Source organism: Pontibacter sp. HJ8 (assembly GCF_054824225.1).
On record NZ_JSYF01000011.1, the window covers coordinates 1 to 17,340 of the forward strand.

General features: G+C 52.5%; 12 protein-coding genes. 8 read left to right on the top strand and 4 right to left on the bottom strand.

The features are described from left to right. Positions 1 to 125: 125 nt before the first annotated feature. Complete coding sequence (gene hemA / locus OB13_RS00520) at positions 126 to 1,400, bottom strand: glutamyl-tRNA reductase (RefSeq protein WP_461488180.1); 1,275 nt, start codon at positions 1,398 to 1,400, stop codon at positions 126 to 128. A gap of 113 nt (positions 1,401 to 1,513) precedes the next feature. On the opposite strand from hemA, the gene OB13_RS00525 reads away from it, so the two are divergent. Beyond that, a complete protein-coding gene (locus OB13_RS00525) occupies positions 1,514 to 2,689 on the top strand; it encodes an ATP-binding protein (RefSeq protein ID WP_461488181.1) in 1,176 nt (391 codons plus the stop codon). A gap of 133 nt (positions 2,690 to 2,822) precedes the next feature. Further along, the gene (locus tag OB13_RS00530) at positions 2,823 to 3,758 is read left to right on the top strand and encodes a GNAT family N-acetyltransferase (protein ID WP_461488182.1); all 936 of its coding nucleotides are present in this window, start codon (positions 2,823 to 2,825) and stop codon (positions 3,756 to 3,758) included. A gap of 238 nt (positions 3,759 to 3,996) precedes the next feature. Here the strand turns inward: OB13_RS00530 and OB13_RS00535 are convergent, their stop codons facing one another. The 3 genes from OB13_RS00535 to dusB all read right to left on the bottom strand — a co-directional run bounded on the left by OB13_RS00535 (position 3,997) and on the right by dusB (position 11,751). Then, complete coding sequence (locus OB13_RS00535) at positions 3,997 to 9,192, bottom strand: Ig-like domain-containing protein (protein ID WP_461488183.1); 5,196 nt, start codon at positions 9,190 to 9,192, stop codon at positions 3,997 to 3,999. A gap of 511 nt (positions 9,193 to 9,703) precedes the next feature. Beyond that, the gene (locus OB13_RS00540; protein WP_461488190.1) at positions 9,704 to 10,612 is read right to left on the bottom strand and encodes a DMT family transporter; all 909 of its coding nucleotides are present in this window, start codon (positions 10,610 to 10,612) and stop codon (positions 9,704 to 9,706) included. A gap of 155 nt (positions 10,613 to 10,767) precedes the next feature. Next, positions 10,768 to 11,751, bottom strand: a complete 984-nt coding sequence (dusB, locus tag OB13_RS00545; protein ID WP_461488184.1) for a tRNA dihydrouridine synthase DusB — start codon at positions 11,749 to 11,751, stop codon at positions 10,768 to 10,770. Positions 11,752 to 11,804: 53 nt separating this feature from the next. Between dusB and OB13_RS00550 the strand changes: the two genes are divergently transcribed. The 6 genes from OB13_RS00550 to OB13_RS00575 all read left to right on the top strand — a co-directional run. Then, on the top strand, positions 11,805 to 12,770 hold the full coding sequence (locus tag OB13_RS00550) for a lysostaphin resistance A-like protein (RefSeq protein ID WP_461488185.1): 966 nt from the start codon (positions 11,805 to 11,807) through the stop codon (positions 12,768 to 12,770). A gap of 42 nt (positions 12,771 to 12,812) precedes the next feature. Beyond that, on the top strand, positions 12,813 to 13,640 hold the full coding sequence (locus OB13_RS00555) for a phosphatidate cytidylyltransferase (RefSeq protein WP_461488186.1): 828 nt from the start codon (positions 12,813 to 12,815) through the stop codon (positions 13,638 to 13,640). Between the two features lie 95 nt (positions 13,641 to 13,735). Continuing rightward, positions 13,736 to 15,010, top strand: a complete 1,275-nt coding sequence (locus tag OB13_RS00560; RefSeq protein WP_461488191.1) for a Glu/Leu/Phe/Val family dehydrogenase — start codon at positions 13,736 to 13,738, stop codon at positions 15,008 to 15,010. 117 nt (positions 15,011 to 15,127) lie between these two features. Further along, complete coding sequence (locus OB13_RS00565; protein WP_461488187.1) at positions 15,128 to 15,811, top strand: phosphatidylserine decarboxylase family protein; 684 nt, start codon at positions 15,128 to 15,130, stop codon at positions 15,809 to 15,811. A gap of 197 nt (positions 15,812 to 16,008) precedes the next feature. Continuing rightward, on the top strand, positions 16,009 to 16,824 hold the full coding sequence (locus tag OB13_RS00570; protein ID WP_461488188.1) for a metallophosphoesterase family protein: 816 nt from the start codon (positions 16,009 to 16,011) through the stop codon (positions 16,822 to 16,824). Beyond that, a partial coding sequence (locus tag OB13_RS00575; RefSeq protein WP_461488189.1) for a hypothetical protein occupies positions 16,824 to 17,340 on the top strand: 517 nt, incomplete at its 3' end. The genes OB13_RS00570 and OB13_RS00575, both read left to right, overlap by 1 nt.

Genomic DNA, 17,340 nt, shown 5'->3' on the forward strand with positions numbered 1-17,340 from the left:
GGTATATTAAATGTTTGAATAATTACATATGCAAAGATATATATTAATAGTTATATGGCGCAACTTTAAACATAAAAAAGCTGACTTTTTGAGTCAGCTTTATATTTACTTGGATTTTTCTTCTTTTATACCGAGTCGGCCGGTTGTTTTTCGAGGTCAAACAGGTCGTTGAGGAGATCAATAAGGGTCTCGGCTTCGCCACGCTTACAGGCAGCTTTGAGCTGAAGCACCGGCAGTTTGATCACTTTCTGCATCATCGATTTGGTAATGTTATCAATGAGCTGGGATTCTTTCGGGCCGAGCTTTTTGATGTAGCGCGCCATTTCCTCCTGTCGGATGGTCTCCAACGCGTTCTTGAGCTTGTTGATGGTCGGGGACACCATCATCTCTTTCGACCAGTCGTTGAACTGCTCGATCGATTCCAGTATGATCGACTTTACTTTCGGCACGGAGTTGATGCGTTGCTGCAGTGCCTCGGATGCTTTGTTCTGAATCGTGTCGATGTTGTAAACCAGCACACCCGGAACAGACTCTACATCTGCCTCCACGCTGCGGGGCACAGACAGGTCAATGAAAAACTTAAATGTCAGCACATTGAGGCGCTGAATCATTTCTTTGGTAAAGAAAGGTGTTTCGCGGGCAACAGAAGATATGATCACATCGGCCTCTTTCAACCCCTGCACCATATCTTCAAACGGAAGCAGCTCCAGGCCACACTCATCTGCCAGCAGCTGCGCCTTGGCCAGCGTGCGGTTGATGATCTTCACGTGCTGGTAGCCTTTGTCTTTGAGGTTGCGGCACACATCGGCCCCGATCTCGCCCAGGCCCACCACCAGTATCTTCGGTTCAGCCACTACATCCGCGGTCAGCTCTTCGATCAGTTCGATCGCTGCGTACGAGGTGGAGGCAGCCCCATCACGAAAAGCAGTTTCCTGCACAACGCGCTTATTGGTAAAGAATATGGTGTGCATCAGGCGGTGCAGAAACGGACCGGCCGTCTCGTTGTCGGCCGCCCACTGGTACGACTGCTTCACCTGGTTAGTGATCTGCATATCGCCCACCACCTGTGACTCCAGTCCCATGCTGACCTCAAACAAATGCTGTACGGCATCGTCGTGCTGGTTGAGGATGGTAAAATAGTCAAGGTACTGGGTAATGTTGTCGATGCCTTTGGTGATGCCGAGCAGCTTGACGATCTCAGTGCTATAATCAACATCGGCATTATAGTACACTTCGGTGCGGTTGCAGGTAGAGAGGACTAATATGTCAGAAGCCTGAATAAAGCTTTTGAGGGTTTGAAGAAATTGTCTGCACGAAACTTCATCTAAGGCAATCAGTTCCCTGATATCCAGCGGCGCTTTCTTGTACGAGAGGCTGATTGCTTTAAAATTCTGTAGCATAGTAATAGTGGAAATGCTAAAGTGCAAAATTACTCGAATGATTATTAAAATGAAACTTACTTGACCTTAATAATTAATTTATACTAATTTCAGATAATTTTCGTGTAGCCTTCATGATACCCATCTATTCGCAAAAGAACCGAATAAAGTTTATTGTCGTTATTGTTGCACTCATCATCGGGGCTGCTACCATCACGTATACCAACGTTCTGGTGAGCAAACTCTCGGAGCGGGAGCAGGAACTGGTGCAACTCTATGCCAAAGGGTTGCGCTACATGATCAATGCGCCGAGCGATGATAACATCGTTTTTATCGAAGAAGAAATCTTATCCTCCAATACGACCGTTCCTGTTATCCTGACGGATGAACGCGAAAATATCCTCGACTATAAGAACATCAGCTTTCCTGAAAACATTTCGGACGAACGAAAAAATGAACAGCTGCAGCGCGAAATAACGAAGATGAAGGCGCAACATGCCCCCATCGTGGTGCCGTGGGCAGAAGGATCCGAAAACTATGTGTTCTACAAAGACTCGGCCCTGCTCTCGCAGTTGCGCTACTACCCGTATGTGCAGCTGATGGTCATTGCCTGTTTTGCCTTGATGGCGTATTTTGCCTTCAGCTATTCGCGCAAGGCGGAGCAGAACCGGGTATGGGTGGGACTTGCCAAAGAAACGGCGCACCAGTTGGGTACACCGCTTTCTTCGCTGATGGCCTGGTATGAGTATATGAAGGCAAGCCCGAAGTTTGAAAACGAGCCGATCACGGCAGAGCTCTGGAAAGACATCCGGCGCCTGGAGATCATCACGGAGCGCTTTTCTAATATTGGCTCCGTGCCGTTGCTACGCGATGAGAACATCCTGCAGGTGACAGAGAATGCCATCAACTACCTGCAAAACCGCATTTCCAGCAAGGTCGAATTTACGGTTACTTCCGGCTTCGCGCCTGACATTACGGCTAAAGTAAATGTGCCCCTGTTTGATTGGGTGATCGAAAATATCTGCAAAAATGCCGTGGATGCCATGGAGGGCAGGGGCAGCATCAAACTGCAACTGGCCCTGCTGGGCAAGAGCCAGATCGCGCTCGACATCACAGATTCCGGTAAAGGTATATCGAAAAGCAAAATGGACACGGTCTTTTTGCCTGGCTACACGACCAAAAAACGGGGCTGGGGCCTTGGCCTGGCGTTGGCCAAACGCATCATCGATAACTACCACAGGGGCAGGCTGTATGTCAAAGCATCGGAAGTAGGAAAAGGGACCACGTTCCGGATCGTGCTCAACAGATAAGGGATAGGAGTTCTGAGTCGCGAGCTCTGAGTCTCGAGTGTTGCGTTAGTAGCTTATTAATTTTCCCGTTAGGTATAATCCTTCGAAAGTCGTGCCGCCTGATTTGTGTACCGGGATACAGATTGAATAGAACATGGTAGAAATAGTCAGGTATAGCAGCAGGTATAAACCGGAATGGAATACGTTCGTGCGAGCCTCCCGAAACGGCACCTTCATGCTGCTGCGGGACTACATGGACTACCACGCCGACAGGTATGCCGACCATTCGCAGCTGTTCTACAGTAAAGGGAAGCTGGTGGCGGTGCTGCCGGCAAATGCCATAGGAGCGGAGCTACACTCACATGCCGGGCTGAGTTACGGGGGCATCGTGAGCGGCAACAATATGAAAGCGCCGCTCATGCTGAAGGTATTCGATGCGATGATCGGCTACTGCCGGCAGCTCGGATTCAAGACACTTTACTATAAAGCGATACCGCACATTTATCACCAGGTGCCGGCCGAAGAAGATCTGTATGCTTTGTTTCGGAACCAGGCAGAGCTCTGCCAGCGCACCCTCAATTCCGTGATTACGCTGGACAACAAACTGCCCTATGCTACCTTGCGCAGGCGAAAGCTGAAGCAGGCCCGGCAGTATAACCTGGTCGTACGGGAGAGCCAGGAATATCAGGTATACATGCAATTGGTTGAGGAGGTGCTGCAGGGAAAGTATAAGCTGCGACCGGCCCATACAACAGAAGAGCTCACGCGTCTGGCAACGGCTTTCCGGGATAACATCCGGCTATACGCTGTGTATGAAGGAGATTCGATGATTGCCGGTATGGTGGTATATGAATCCGCGACGGTGGCGCACAGCCAGTACATTGCCTCCAGCGCCAGAGGGCGTGAGACAGCAGCGCTGGATTTTCTCACCGATTACCTCCTGACAAAGGTATACCCGCACAAAAAGTATTTCAGTTTCGGCGTCTCCACCGAGCAGCAGGGGCTATACCTGAACGAGCAGCTTGTCAGCAACAAGGAGAGCTACGGCGCTCGGACGGTTGTGCATGACTTTTACAGGATGCAGTTCTGATCGTATTCAATCCGATAGTAGTAAAAAAGGCTGCCCCGAAAGAGCAGCCTTTTTGTTTGCTTAGACCCTTGCTGCAGCCACTAGAAGTCTAGTACCTATTTTTTCTCAGCAGCCTGATGAACTCCCAGAGCTGAGCGATACCGATCCGGTATACCCAGGTAGCAACAGGAATTATAAAATAAAACAGCCCCTGCACGAAGGGCGCAGGGGCTGTTCTGTAAAAGATGATCCGGATAAATTAGTGCTGGATCACTACTTTACGGGTGATGGTTTGGTCATGGAGCGAAACCTGCAGGATGTAAACGCCTTTTGGTGCGTTTTCCATATTAACCTGTCGCTCATAGTTGCCCGAGAAGTTGTGCTGCGTATCCTCCAGCAATACCTGGCCCACAGTGCTTATTAGTCGTACCGTCACTTTTTCTGCCTCACCGGCTGTGAAGCTGATCGTGAACCGGCCTGTGTTCGGGTTCGGGTAAGCTTTCAGACGGATATCCTCCTGCGCCTCCTGCATACCTTGCAAGGCACTGGTAGCGCTCTGGTTAAGCGGTATGGATCTCACTTCCGCAGAAGTAGCATAGCAGCCATTGGCATCTGTTACCGTCACCGTGTAAGGATGGTCGCCCGGGCGCACCGAGATAGAAGCCTTTGTTTCTCCGTTGCTCCACAGATACGTGTACCCTTTGCCTGCCGGGGAAGCTGTCAGTGTAACGAAGCCACGCTTGTTAACGCCGGACACGGCGATAGCCGCCTGAGGTAAGGCATTCACCGTCACCGTCAGAGCCGCAGTGTATACTTCACTGCAACCGCCGTTCTGCACCAAGGCGCGGTAGCTGGTCGTCTGGGTCAGGTTCAGGAAAGGAAGTTCAGTCGCTGTACCGTCAACGGTTGTCCAGTTCGAGCCGTCCGTGGATGCCTCCCAGCGTACCACGCTGCCGGTCTGGCCGCTCAGGCTGATGGTGCCGTTGTTGCTGCCTGTGCATACCGAAGTAGTGCTGGCGCTCAGCGTGCCGGCGATCGTAGCAGGCGTAACAGTCACCGGTACGCTTACGCGTGGTGCTGTGCTGCAGCTGGCTGCGCTTACCTGCCAGTCATACAGGTAATAGTAGAAGCTGGCCGGAGCAGTCTGGTTATTGCCCGTAATGCTGGCTATACCTGAAAGCGCGTAGGGGTAAGGAGATGAATTGGCCACATTGTTACGGTAGGCCGTCGCACCGCCCCCAAAGGCATAGACCTGTATGCCATAGTTCTTGCCAGCGGCAGGCACAAGCAGGTTTACATCATATGCTTTTACGCCTGGCGTCACGTTGATCACACTTGCCGCAATAATGGTATTGCTGAAGTCTTTGTCCACAATGATAACCGTCATGGTGCCGGCCGTGGCTACGTTGATCGTTGTTTTTTCCAGTACAAAAGGTACCTGGGCGTCAAAGTACATTCTGCCTCCGGTAAAGTTGGAGTAACCGCCGCTTACGCTGTGGTTTTTAGATCCCAGATTGCCGGTGGTTTCGTTGCTGGCCGCTACAAAGTAGTTGGTGCTCTGCGTCAGGACAGGCGTCGTGAAAGACTCCCCGATGTGGAGCAGCTTGCCGTTGGTAGCTGCGTCGAACCAGTAGAGTTGGCCCACATTGGTCTGTGCTGCCAAGGTCGCGCTGCCGCTCGTGCCGCAGATCTCTGCACCCGGTGCAGTTACCTGTGCTACGTCGTTGCTGACAGCAACCGGAGTAGCCGTAATCGTGCCGCAAGGCGTGGTTACCGTAACGGTATAGTTGCCGCTTGTCGTGGCTGTATACGTCGCTGTTGTCGCGTTGGCGATGGGTGCTCCGTCTTTAGACCACTGGTACGAGAAGCCGGCGTTCTGCTCTGTTGTCTCGGCACTCAGTACGAGCGAGAAGGCATCGCCAGGGCAGGTACCCAGGCTGAAGTTCTTGCTGATGGACAGTGCCGTTGGCGGCAGCGGATTTACGGTAACAGCGACTGCTTCCGATGTCTGCGGACATCCATTGGCAGCCGTCACAGTCACGGTATAGTTGCCTGTTACAGTTGCCGTGTAAACAGCAGCTGTGGCATCCTGGATCACTTTTTCGTCTTTATACCAGGTATAGCGCAGGTCTGAACCGGTGTTCGCATTCAGCACGACGGTTTGGCCTACGCAGACAGTAGTAGGGCCTGCCGGCGTAATTGTAGCGACAGTAGCCGGAGCCGTGGTCGTAGTCACTGCTACGCGTGGGCTGGCACAGCCTAAGGCTTTTACCTTCAGGTTGTAGAGGAAGTAATAGAAAGCGGAAGGTGTACCGCCGTTGTTCCCTATGATCGAGATCACATTCGGTATGGTGAGCGGGTAAGCGGCAGAGTTCGTCGTGTTGTTGCGGTAAGCTGTCGCTCCACCACCGAAAGCAGATACCAGCAGGGTATAGTTCTTGCCGGCAGCCGGTACAGGCAGGTTCAGCATGTACTCGTTGATACCAGGCACAACGGTGATCACGGTGCTGGCGATCACGTTGCCGCTCAGGTCCTTGTCCAGCAGGTCAACTGTCATGGTGCCACCGGTGCCTACGTTGATGGTCGTCTTCTCCAGGATGAAGGGTACTTCCGCGTCAAAGAACATTCTGCCGTTGCTGAAGTTGGACATGGCACCGCCGGAAGTAGGGCTGGCAGATGGTACCGTACCGGAGAATTCATTCAGGGCAGCATAATAGGTCTTGTTTGCTGCGCCGCCGTTCACCAGGGTTTCGTTACCGGCAGCGACGAGGTTCCCGCCTGTCAGGGCGTCGTACCAGAACGTCGTACCGTTGCCGGAGGCACGCAACACGGTAGGACCGTTGCCGCACACCGTAGCCGATGCTACAGGAGCGTCAGACAGGTTGCTGCTCGATAGTGCCTGCACCAGTTGGTTATTGCCCGGGTTCTGATCGCTGGTAAGTGCGGTCGTAGCCGTGAAGGTATAGGTCGTATTTGCTGCTGCGTTGAAGGAACCCGGCAGGAAGAAACGGGCATCGCTGTTGGAGCCAACTGCGGCGGCATAGGTGCCGGAGAGTGTCGCTACCGGACCGCTGCCGTTGCTGATATGCACGGTTACCGGGATTTTGCTTTGGGCGGCCGTACCATAATTACGGATCACCACTTCCACGCTTTGCGCAGGATTAGCACAGAAGCCCTGTGTCGGGAACATCACTGCTGCTATACCTACATCATTGCTGGCTGCCTGGAATTGTACCCTGTAGTCGTGCGTTTCGCCTTTGCTATATGTGCCGCATGCCGTCACGTCGTCCGGGTTGGTTGTTTCGGCCAGTACCACACGCATGCGGCTGATGGTGCCTTCCGCTACGGAGGTTGGCACGGTTACAGAAGCGGTATAGGTATGGGTGCTGTTCACAACACCTGTGGTGGCGACCAGTTCGCCTTCGTCGTCAAAGTCCGCATCCTTGTTCCAGTCGATGTATACCTTGGCTACTTTGCTGTTGTCAGCGCCGCAGGTACCCAGTGTCAGGCTCAGGGGCACTGTCTGTCCCGGTTGCAGGGTAGCCGTCAGGTTTGTATAGTCACCGAAGGCGCTGCAGCCAGCTGCCGGCGTGTTATTCAATCCACCCAGCGAGAAGTGAGTGATCTTGGAGTCAGCATCAGAAAGGGCATTGGACGCACAGTAAGCCGAACCACCGATGCCGCTCACGAGCAGTGCGTAAGCCTGCGGTCCTTTGGCCAGTGTGCCTTTGTGTCGGATCGTAATGGTATAGTTCTCACCGGGTACGGCGTTGGCAATGTATACCTGCTCCACGTTGTCGCGGAAGTTGTCGCCGAAGCTGGCGGCCAAAGCTGGGTTGGCAGGATCCAGCACCCAGGGCTGGAAAGTCGTCAGGCCTTTGGATACGCGTACATCCAGGTCGTTTACCAGGCGCGGCGTACGGTTGTTCAAAACAGAAGTTCCGACAGATAAAACCTGGCCTTCCACATCCGTCCAGGCGATGGTTACCACGAGTGGGCCTGCGCCGGAAGCTGTTACATTGAAGGTATAGGTTTCGCCTTGTGCCAGCGTGCGCTCGTTGATCAGGTTGTTGCCTGAATTGGAGATCGCCCTGGCTGCTTTTTCTGTGTTCAGCAAGCCCCAGCCATACACATAGTCTGGACCAGGCGTGGTGCCTGCTTCATCCGCCGTGTGTATCGCCAATCCCTTCAGGGTAGCGGCACGCATGAAGTTGCCATACGTATTATGGTAATGTTCCTGCATCAGATTCAGTGAGCCGGAAACGTTAGGCGATGACATGGAGGTGCCATTCATGGACGAATACGCGTCGTCTGCCGTGCCGATAGAAGACAGCAAAGCGACTCCGTTGCCCACGATATCCGGCTTGATACGGCCATCGTCTGTTGGACCCCATGAACTGAAAGAGGAGATCTTCACATCAGCTGTGGTTTTATAGCCGTTGGCAATCGGTTCCACAGCCCCTACTGTCAGGATGTTCTTGGCATTGCCGTAGGTAGAGATGATGTCATACCCGCTGTTGCTGCTGATGCCTGCCGGACGGTTTTCCAGCACCCAGGTGCCCGTCGCGCTTAGCTTCCAGTACGGCTGCCCGACTGCCGGACCCGTCTGGTTGCGGTTGTTGCCCGAGGACTTCACCATCAGGTAATATGGAGCGTTGTAGGCGATCTGGTCCCACTGCTGTGCAGCCGAGTTGTAGTAGCCGAAGTTATAATCTTCTGTGGCGCTTACGTTCGGGTTGGCACGAAGCTCCCAGAAAGGGTTTGCGGCAGTGCCCGCACGGCCTGTGTTGTAGTACCAGCCGGCGATAGTGCCGTAGGAGTGGTTCGAGATCAGCAGCTCATGCGCGGCAGCAGCCATCTCCGGGGCATCGTTGCTGAAGTCCCATGCCTGCAGGTCCCTGGCACCAAAGGACATCCCCTTGGCCAGCGGGTTCACACCCGAGGCGATCATCGTACCGGATACGTGTACCGCGTGGTCACTGATAGCGGTTACGCCATCGCGCTGCGTCACTCTTCCGGCAAGTTCCTGGTGTGAGAGCCTGACGGCGCCACCGTCCCATACGGCCAGCTTGCCACGCATCGCATCGCTGCTGCCGCTCAGGTTAAATCCTGTGTTACCGCCCGGCCATACCTGGTCTGTTTTGACAGAGGCAGCCGCACGGGTGTTGTTATCGGTGATGTAATGGATCGGAAAACCATTGTCATCCACGCCTTCCAGCGAAATCACGGTACCGTCCTTTTGCACCTGCTTTACTACCCAGTTTTTCTGCTGAGCAAGCTGCAGCGCGCGTTCTTTATTTGCCTTGCCTTTCGGGCCTATCTCATTGTAGAGCTTCTGCAAAGCAGGTCTGTTGGTGGCTTGTTCCGGGCCTTTGGCCTTCAGATTTTGTGCCAGCACAGGTGCAGCCGTCATACATAGCAGGACGGCTGACATAGTCAGAAATCTTCTCTTCATAAAACTACAGGATTATGACAGAAGAAATAAAGGTTGTAGAGAGCCGGCAGAGAGGCGTTTTAAGTTTGTTTGCTGCAGCGCACGGGGTGGGTTTCCTGTGGGTGACAGCAGCATGTACAGTACATGCAGGCACAAGGCAGCTTGACTTGTAACGTAGGAGTACAGGTGTTTCATTGGAAATAATATAGAAGTTAGTAAGGATTCGTTTTGCCTTCTCACGTGGGAGTGAGACTCTTAAAGCTAATACAGAATTTGGAAAGTTATACTATTATGATGGCCTGAAAATGAAAATATTTTTGATAAGTCGCTATAAAGCTGTCAGGAGGGGATTTTACAGCGCCCGGAATAGCACTTAATCGGGCAAGCTTGTATAGCCCTGAATGTGGAGAAGCCTGTGCCAGAGTATATTGCACTATGTAAATATTTTCATAATGTATGTGCCAGGGCGGCAGATCAAAAAAAGTCCGTGTTATGGGCACGGACTTTTTTTGATCTGTAAAATACGGGTTTCCTATTTGGCCCTGTTCACGATGAAGACCCCTGCCAGTATGATGAACATGCCGATGTAGTGCCACAGCTGTATGGTTTCGCCGTCGAGCACGCCCCACATCAACGCAACGATGGGTATAAGATAAGTAGAGGAGCTGGCAAAAAGGGTAGTAGACATGTGGATGAGTTTGTTGAAGAGCACCAGTCCCACGGCCGTGCTGAAAACAGCCAGTATCGCGATGTATAGGAAGGCTTCCCAGGCGCCCGGTGCATGTTGCAGCTTCGGTACCACATCCGTCGTGAACATATAGACGATCGCCAGCGGCCCTACCGTGAGCAGGGCCATGCTCGACATCACCAGCGGTTTCATGCCCTGCAGGCGGTGCTTGATGATATTGACGCTGCCGCCGTAGCAGATCGTGGCGATGACAATGTATATGCCATAGAATGTGTTGTCCATGTTGGTGTCTCCGCCGGAGAATATGAGTACTGCCGTACCCACGATACCGATCGTAATACCCAGCATACGCATCCAGGTAATGGCCTGCTGAAAGAACATGGCCCCGATCAGCAAGGTAAAGAGGGCAGTCAGGGAGTTCAATACCCCGGCCAGGCCGCTGGCCAGCCGGGTCTCGGCATAGGCAAACAGGAAAGCCGGCAACAGGTTGCCCAACAGGCCACTGCCGAGCAGGTATTTCCAGCGGTAGGACTCCACCTGCCGGATATGCCGGATGGCAAAAGGCGCCAGGGTCAGGAAGGCAATCGCAATACGGATAGCGCCCAGCTCATTGGAACTGAAAACAACCAGGCCTTTCTTGATCAGGATGAAGGAAGTGCCCCAGATGAGGGCCAGTATGATAAGCAGAAACCAGGCAAGCGCCGGCGTCTCTGTTTTCTCCTGTTCAGGAGTGGTTACTGTTTTGATAGTCAGAAAGTTTAGAGGTTAAAAAGTTAGAAAGGTACCTCTGGTATGGAAGCCACCTTTCAACTTAACTGCAAAGATAAAAGGAGTTGAAGTCTCAACACCTATGTCGAACCCCAACTCCTTAAAAACTTTCTGACTTCTAAACTTTCTAACTCTTAAACTCAGGCATAGCTCATGGTCTGGGCTATCTCCTCGAGTGTTTCGTAGATCTCGTTGATATCTTCGGACTGCACCAGCTTCATGCGCAGCGGTTTGAAGTGCGACAGGCCGCGGAAGTAGTTGGTATAGTGGCGGCGCATCTCGAAAATGCCGAGCTTCTCACCCTTCCACTCCAGCGAGTGCGTAAAGTGCTGGCGGCATACCGCCACGCGCTCTTCCAGCGTAGGGGGGGCCAGCAGTTCGCCGGTCGCCATGTAATGTTTCACTTCATTGAAGATCCACGGATGCCCGATAGAAGCGCGTCCGATCATGATGCCATCCACGCCATAGCGGTTACGGTACTCCAGCGCTTTTTGCGGAGAGTCGATGTCCCCGTTCCCGAAGATCGGGATCTTCATCCGCGGGTTATTCTTCACGGCTGCAATCAGGGTCCAGTCGGCTTCGCCTTTGTACATCTGCACGCGGGTGCGGCCGTGTATGCTCAGCGCCTGTATGCCGATGTCCTGCAGGCGCTCGGCATTGTCTACTACGTTCTTGGTGTTTTCGTCCCAGCCCAACCGGGTCTTTACCGTCACCGGCAGGTGTGTTGCCTTCACGATCTCGGAGGTCATCTGCACCATCTTCGGAATGTCGCGCAGCAGTGCGGCCCCTGCCCCTTTGCACGCTACATTCTTGACCGGGCAGCCGTAGTTGATGTCGATCAGGTCAGGACCGGCCTGCGCCGATACGATGGCTGCTTCCCGCATGGAGTCAATTTCTGAGCCGAAAATCTGGATGCCGATCGGGCGCTCGTAGTCAAAAATGTCCAGTTTTTGCACACTTTTGGCGGCGTCACGTATCAGTCCCTCAGAAGAGATAAACTCGGTGTACATCAGGTCGGCACCGTTCGCTTTGCACACTTTACGGAAGGGCGGATCGCTCACGTCTTCCATCGGTGCCAGCAGCAGCGGAAACTCTCCCAGTTCTATGTTCGCTATCTTTACCAAAGCAAAAATTAAAATTTCACGTAAATTTACGTCAATTAAACCTAATCTTCTCTATGAAAGGTTTCATCTCCAAAGGGCAACACCCATTTTTTGTCATACTGCTGATGTTGGCGTTCATGCTGGGCGGCTATTTTATAGCCACCTTTATCTACAGCCTGTTGGTGAACCTGATCTTTGGCGTCAATATTTTTGAATTGACCAAAATCATAGAGAACCCGGCCGATTACCCGGATGGCGCCGATATCCTGCTGCTGTTTCAGGGGCTGGTGCAGTTCTTTTCGTTTGTGCTGGGGCCGCTGCTGATGTTGCGGCTGGCAGGTCATAACATCAACGACTACCTCAACTGGAAAAAAATCCCGGTAATGGGCCTGGTGCTGCTGGCAGGCTTACTGGTGATCATCATCATGCCGGCCAACTCCCTGATCATCAACTGGAACGCGAAGTTGAATCTGCCGGACTTTATGCAGGGGTTTGAGCAGTGGGCGCGAGCCAAAGAAGATGAACTGGCGGAGCTGACCAAAATGATCGCGAACTTCGCCACCGTGCCGCGTCTGCTGGTTGGCCTGCTTACGATTGCCGTTATACCTGCCATTGGCGAAGAACTGGTGTTCCGGGGCGTTCTGCAGCGCCAGGTGCACCGCTGGTCCGGCAATGCGCATGTAGCGGTATGGGTGTCCGCGATCGTCTTTGCTGCCATACACGTGCAGTTTTTTGGCTTTGTGCCGCGTGCCTTGCTGGGTGCTTTGTTTGGCTACCTATACCTGTGGTCGGGCAATATCTGGGTACCGATCGTGGCGCATTTTTTCAACAATGGCTTTACCGTGTTCCTGCTATACCTGCAACAGACCAAGACAATTGCGTTTGATGTAGAGTCAACCGAGCCGATGCCGATCTATACAATAGTGTTGTCGGTGGGGCTGAGTGCTGCCATAATCTATTATCTTTACAAGCAGTTTATGCAGGTGCCTACGCGCCCGGCCAGTATAGCCGAGGCCAGCGCCGAGCAACACGAACTTTAAAAGACAACTCTCCCGGTGATCCAGACCGGCTATGTACACCTCATGAGCAAAAAGATATCTGCCCTTAGTAATTTACAGCAACGTTTAATTGTCGGAGTATTAGGGGCTGGCCTCTTTATTGGTGGCATCATTATCAGCGAATGGACTTTTTTTCTGCTTTTCCTGGGGCTCACGCTCCTGGGAACATTGGAGTTCTACCGCCTGGTGGGCACACTGGGTATAAAACCGAACAAAAAACTGGGCATGGTGCTGGCGGCCGGCATATTCATCGGTACCTTCCTGCTCCAAAAAGAACTGATGCCAGTGGAGTGGCTATACCTGGCGCTGCCCGTATTTTTCCTCACCTTTGTGGTTGAGCTCTACCGCAAGCAGCCGCAGCCTTTTACCAACATCGCCTTTACGCTACTGGGTGTGCTCTACATAGCCGTGCCTTTCGGGTTGCTGCACCTGCTGGGCTACCTGCAGGGCGTTTATAGCTGGGAGCCCATACTGGGGCTGCTGCTCTTGATCTGGTCTGCAGATACAGGCGCCTACATCGCGGGCAAAAACTTTGGGAAACACAAAATAATGGAACGCGTTTCGCCGGGCAAAACCTGGGAAGGCTGGGTGGGTGGTACGGTGCTGGCCCTGCTGGTAGGAGGGGTGCTGGCCCTGTTTTTTGAGGATCTGGAACTCTACCAGTGGCTGGGCGTAGCCCTGATCGTATCCGTCTTCGGGGTGCTGGGCGACCTGGTGGAATCCTTGCTGAAGCGCAGCCTGAATGTAAAAGATTCCGGTACCTTGTTACCCGGCCATGGAGGCATTCTGGACCGCTTTGACAGCCTGATCATGGTAATTCCCTTCATTGTGGCTTTCCTCAAGATTTTCTAAACTTTTGTTGGTTGTTTGTTAGAAGGTTGTAAGTTTAAATTACATAACTTTGCCGCTAAATTGTTAATCATTGATTAATTCAAAAGCTTTAAATGATGTTATACAAAGAGCCAGCGCCGATAAAGGACAGGGAGAACCCATTTGAATCGATGATGTCGCGTTTCAACATCGCGGCAGAGATATTAGGATTGGATGAGGAGATTTACAACGTCCTTAAGACGCCGACGCGACAGGTGATCGTGAACGTGCCTGTCACGATGGATGACGGTAAAGTGCGCGTGTTTGAAGGATACAGAGTGATTCACTCCACGATCCTGGGCCCGTCCAAAGGTGGCATCCGCTTTGCACCAGATGTGTTCCTGGATGAGGTGAAAGCCTTGGCTGCCTGGATGACCTGGAAGTGTGCCGTAGTGGATATCCCGTACGGTGGCGCCAAAGGTGGCGTCATTTGCGACCCTTTCTCGATGTCTGCCGGTGAGATGGAGCGTCTGACCAGAGCCTATACCCAGGCACTGGTAGATACCTTCGGCCCCGACCAGGACATACCTGCGCCTGACATGGGCACCGGTCCGCGCGAGATGGCCTGGCTGATGGACGAATATTCCAAAATGAAAGGCTCTACCATACACGCTGTGGTAACAGGCAAGCCGCTTGTACTGGGCGGGTCGCTGGGCCGCGTAGAGGCTACAGGCCGTGGCGTAATGGTATCAGCGATGGCTGCTATGGAGAAGCTGGGCATGGACCCGAACAAATCCACTGCAGTGATACAGGGCTTCGGCAACGTGGGCGCCTGGGCTGCCAAGCTGATGGCAGAGCGCGGTGTGAAGATACTGGGTGTGAGCGATGTGAGCGGTGCCTACTGGAACGACAAAGGCATCGACATTGAAGAAGCAATCGAGTACAAGAACAACAACAACGGGCGCCTGGAAGGGTATAAGAACGCCGAGAAAATCAGCAACGATGAGCTGCTGATCTCCAAAGTGGACGTGCTCATACCGGCTGCCGTGGAAGATGTGATCACTATCAAAAACGTAGACAAGATCCAGGCCCGCCTGATCGTAGAGGGCGCCAACGGACCTACTTCCTACAAAGCCGACAACATCATCAACGAGAAGGGCATCATGGTGGTGCCGGACATCCTGGCCAACTCCGGTGGTGTAACGGTTTCGTACTTTGAGTGGGTGCAGAACCGCATGGGCTTCAAGTGGACGCTGGACCGTGTGAACACGCGTGCCGAGCGTATCATGAACGAGTCGTTTGAGCGTGTGTATGCAGCTTCTCAGAAGTATAACGTGCCCATGCGTATCGCTGCCTACATCGTGGCCATAGATAAAGTGGCGATGACGTACAAGTTCCGCGGCGGTTTCTAAACGTTGCTTTGCTTTAAACTAAAAATTATATAATTTTAATGCAGGATAATAGCCCGTCCACGAAACTGGATGGGCTATTATAACTTAACAAAGACCTGTTGCAAATACTTAACACGGATGAAAATTCATAAAGAAGGAAGAAGAATATTATTTTTTACGTTGCTGATTTTGCTGGTACTCAACCTGTTGCTCTACCACTTCAATGCAGACAATAATACCTTTAACAGAATTTTCTCTGGTGTTTCCGCAGTCCTTTTCCTCCTGATCCTGCAGTTTTTCCGTAGCCCTTACCGCAACCTGCTGTTGCACGAAGACCTGATTGTGGCGCCTGCCGATGGCAAAGTGGTGGTGATTGAGGAAATCGAGGAGCCGGAATATTTCAAAGACAAGCGCAAGCAGATTTCTATTTTCATGTCGCCGATCAACGTGCACGTGACGCGCAACCCCGTATCGGGCATTGTGAATTATTTCAAGTACCACCCGGGCAACTACTTTGTCGCCTGGCATCCGAAGTCCAGCACCCAGAACGAGCGTACCACCGTGGTCGTGGAGTCTACTGCCGGCCCGGAAGTATTGTTCCGCCAGATCGCCGGCGCGATGGCGCGCCGCATTGTGTGGTATGTGAACGAAGGCGATGAGGTTAGCCAGGGCGAAGAGTTCGGCTTTATCAAGTTCGGCTCGCGTGTGGATATTTTCCTGCCGCTGGATACGGAAGTGAAAGTAGAGCTGGGTCAGAAAACTAAAGGCGGGCAAACGGTCATCGCACAGCTCAAAACAGCTCCTCCTACTTTGTTTGGATAAAACAGCAGGGAACAATTCCTGTTGATAAAGCCGGATCAGGGCAAGCGCCAGACGCTTCCTGATCCGGCTTTTTTGTTTCCGGTCGCTGCCTTTTGCTTTAAATTTTGCGGGTGCTATACCTGGCTGGGCGAGCATATCAACTTTCTTTCCTGGTTAGCGCTATTATACTAAGAGCATAAATGGTAACTTGCGCCATAATGAAAAACGTTTTCGGTCGAATAGTCTGCTTTGCCTTTTTCCTGCTGCTGTCTTCCTGCGAGGAGTTGTTCGAATATCACCCGAACCAGATCAGGCTTGACAAAGACGAACAGAACCTGACTGCCACTAACCTGAAACGATTAGAGAGTCAGCAGCCCGGAGATACCCTGCGGCTGCTCGTCATGGGCGATACACAGCGCTTCTATGACGATGTGGAAGCCTTTGTGCAGAAAGCCAATACCTTCGAAGCGATTGATTTTGTGATTCACCAGGGCGATATCGCTGACTTTGGTATGACACAGGAATTCCGGTGGGTGCACGACATCCTAAAGCAGCTCAAGTGGCCCTACCTGACCGTGATCGGCAATCATGACCTGCTGGCCAATGGCCGGAAAGTGTATCAGAAAATGTTTGGCGACTTCAACTATTCCTTCGTGTACGGCCATACAAAATTTGTCATGGTGGACACCAACGGGCGTGAATACAGCTTCAACGGAAAGGTGCCTGATATTGATTGGCTCAGCAAACAACTCGTGCACCAGCCAAGTGATAGCTGGCAGCAGGCCATTGTGGTATCCCATATACCTCCTTACGACGGGGACTTCGACTCAACGCTGGAGCGACCCTTCCATAACACGCTGAAGGAGAGCAAGCGGGTGCAGCTCAGCCTCCACGGTCACATCCATAACTGGCGTACTGAAAACACCTATGACAGCACCGTCCTCTACCACGCCACTACTACGATCAAGCATCGGGAATTTACCTATCTCAAGGTATGGCGCGACGGGTATGCCCTTGAAAGGATTGCTTACTGATGGCGATGAAGGCTACACGTTTGATGCTCAGCCTGGTGATGCTGTTGGTTGCTTCCAGGGTACACAGCCAGGAGCAGGCAGCCTCTCCTTATCACGCTAAGGTACAGTTTGCGGGAGATCTGGGGCTTATCTCAGTAGGAGCAGGCAGGTCGTTCTTCCAGGAAAAGCTGGAAACCGATCTCTTCCTGGGCTACCTGCCTGAGCAGGTGGGCGGCGACAGGCTCTTCACCGCAGCCCTGAAAGCTACCTATATTCCCTTTGCATCCATACCTATTAAGTCACTGGACTGGCAGCCGCTCCGGACGGGATTGCAGGCAGGCTATACCTTCGGAAATGAATATTATGCTTTAAAGCCGCACGATAAGTATGCCAAGGGCTATTATGGCTTCTCTACAGCGCTTCACTATTATTTCTTCCTGGGAGGGCAGGTGGATTTCAGGAGGGTAGAGAAGCTGCACAGGTTCGGAGTTTACTATGAGTTTGGCTCCAATGCAGAGTATATCATCTCGTATGCGC

Bases quoted from the DNA above. Each gene is read 5' to 3' on its own strand.
- hemA (WP_461488180.1), bottom strand. From the start codon at position 1,400: ATGCTACAGAATTTTAAAGCAATCAGCCTCTCGTACAAGAAAGCGCCG.
- OB13_RS00525 (WP_461488181.1), top strand. From the start codon at position 1,514: ATGATACCCATCTATTCGCAAAAGAACCGAATAAAGTTTATTGTCGTT.
- OB13_RS00530 (WP_461488182.1), top strand. From the start codon at position 2,823: ATGGTAGAAATAGTCAGGTATAGCAGCAGGTATAAACCGGAATGGAAT.
- OB13_RS00535 (WP_461488183.1), bottom strand. From the start codon at position 9,192: ATGAAGAGAAGATTTCTGACTATGTCAGCCGTCCTGCTATGTATGACG.
- OB13_RS00550 (WP_461488185.1), top strand. From the start codon at position 11,805: ATGAAAGGTTTCATCTCCAAAGGGCAACACCCATTTTTTGTCATACTG.
- OB13_RS00555 (WP_461488186.1), top strand. From the start codon at position 12,813: ATGAGCAAAAAGATATCTGCCCTTAGTAATTTACAGCAACGTTTAATT.
- OB13_RS00560 (WP_461488191.1), top strand. From the start codon at position 13,736: ATGTTATACAAAGAGCCAGCGCCGATAAAGGACAGGGAGAACCCATTT.
- OB13_RS00565 (WP_461488187.1), top strand. From the start codon at position 15,128: ATGAAAATTCATAAAGAAGGAAGAAGAATATTATTTTTTACGTTGCTG.
- OB13_RS00570 (WP_461488188.1), top strand. From the start codon at position 16,009: ATGAAAAACGTTTTCGGTCGAATAGTCTGCTTTGCCTTTTTCCTGCTG.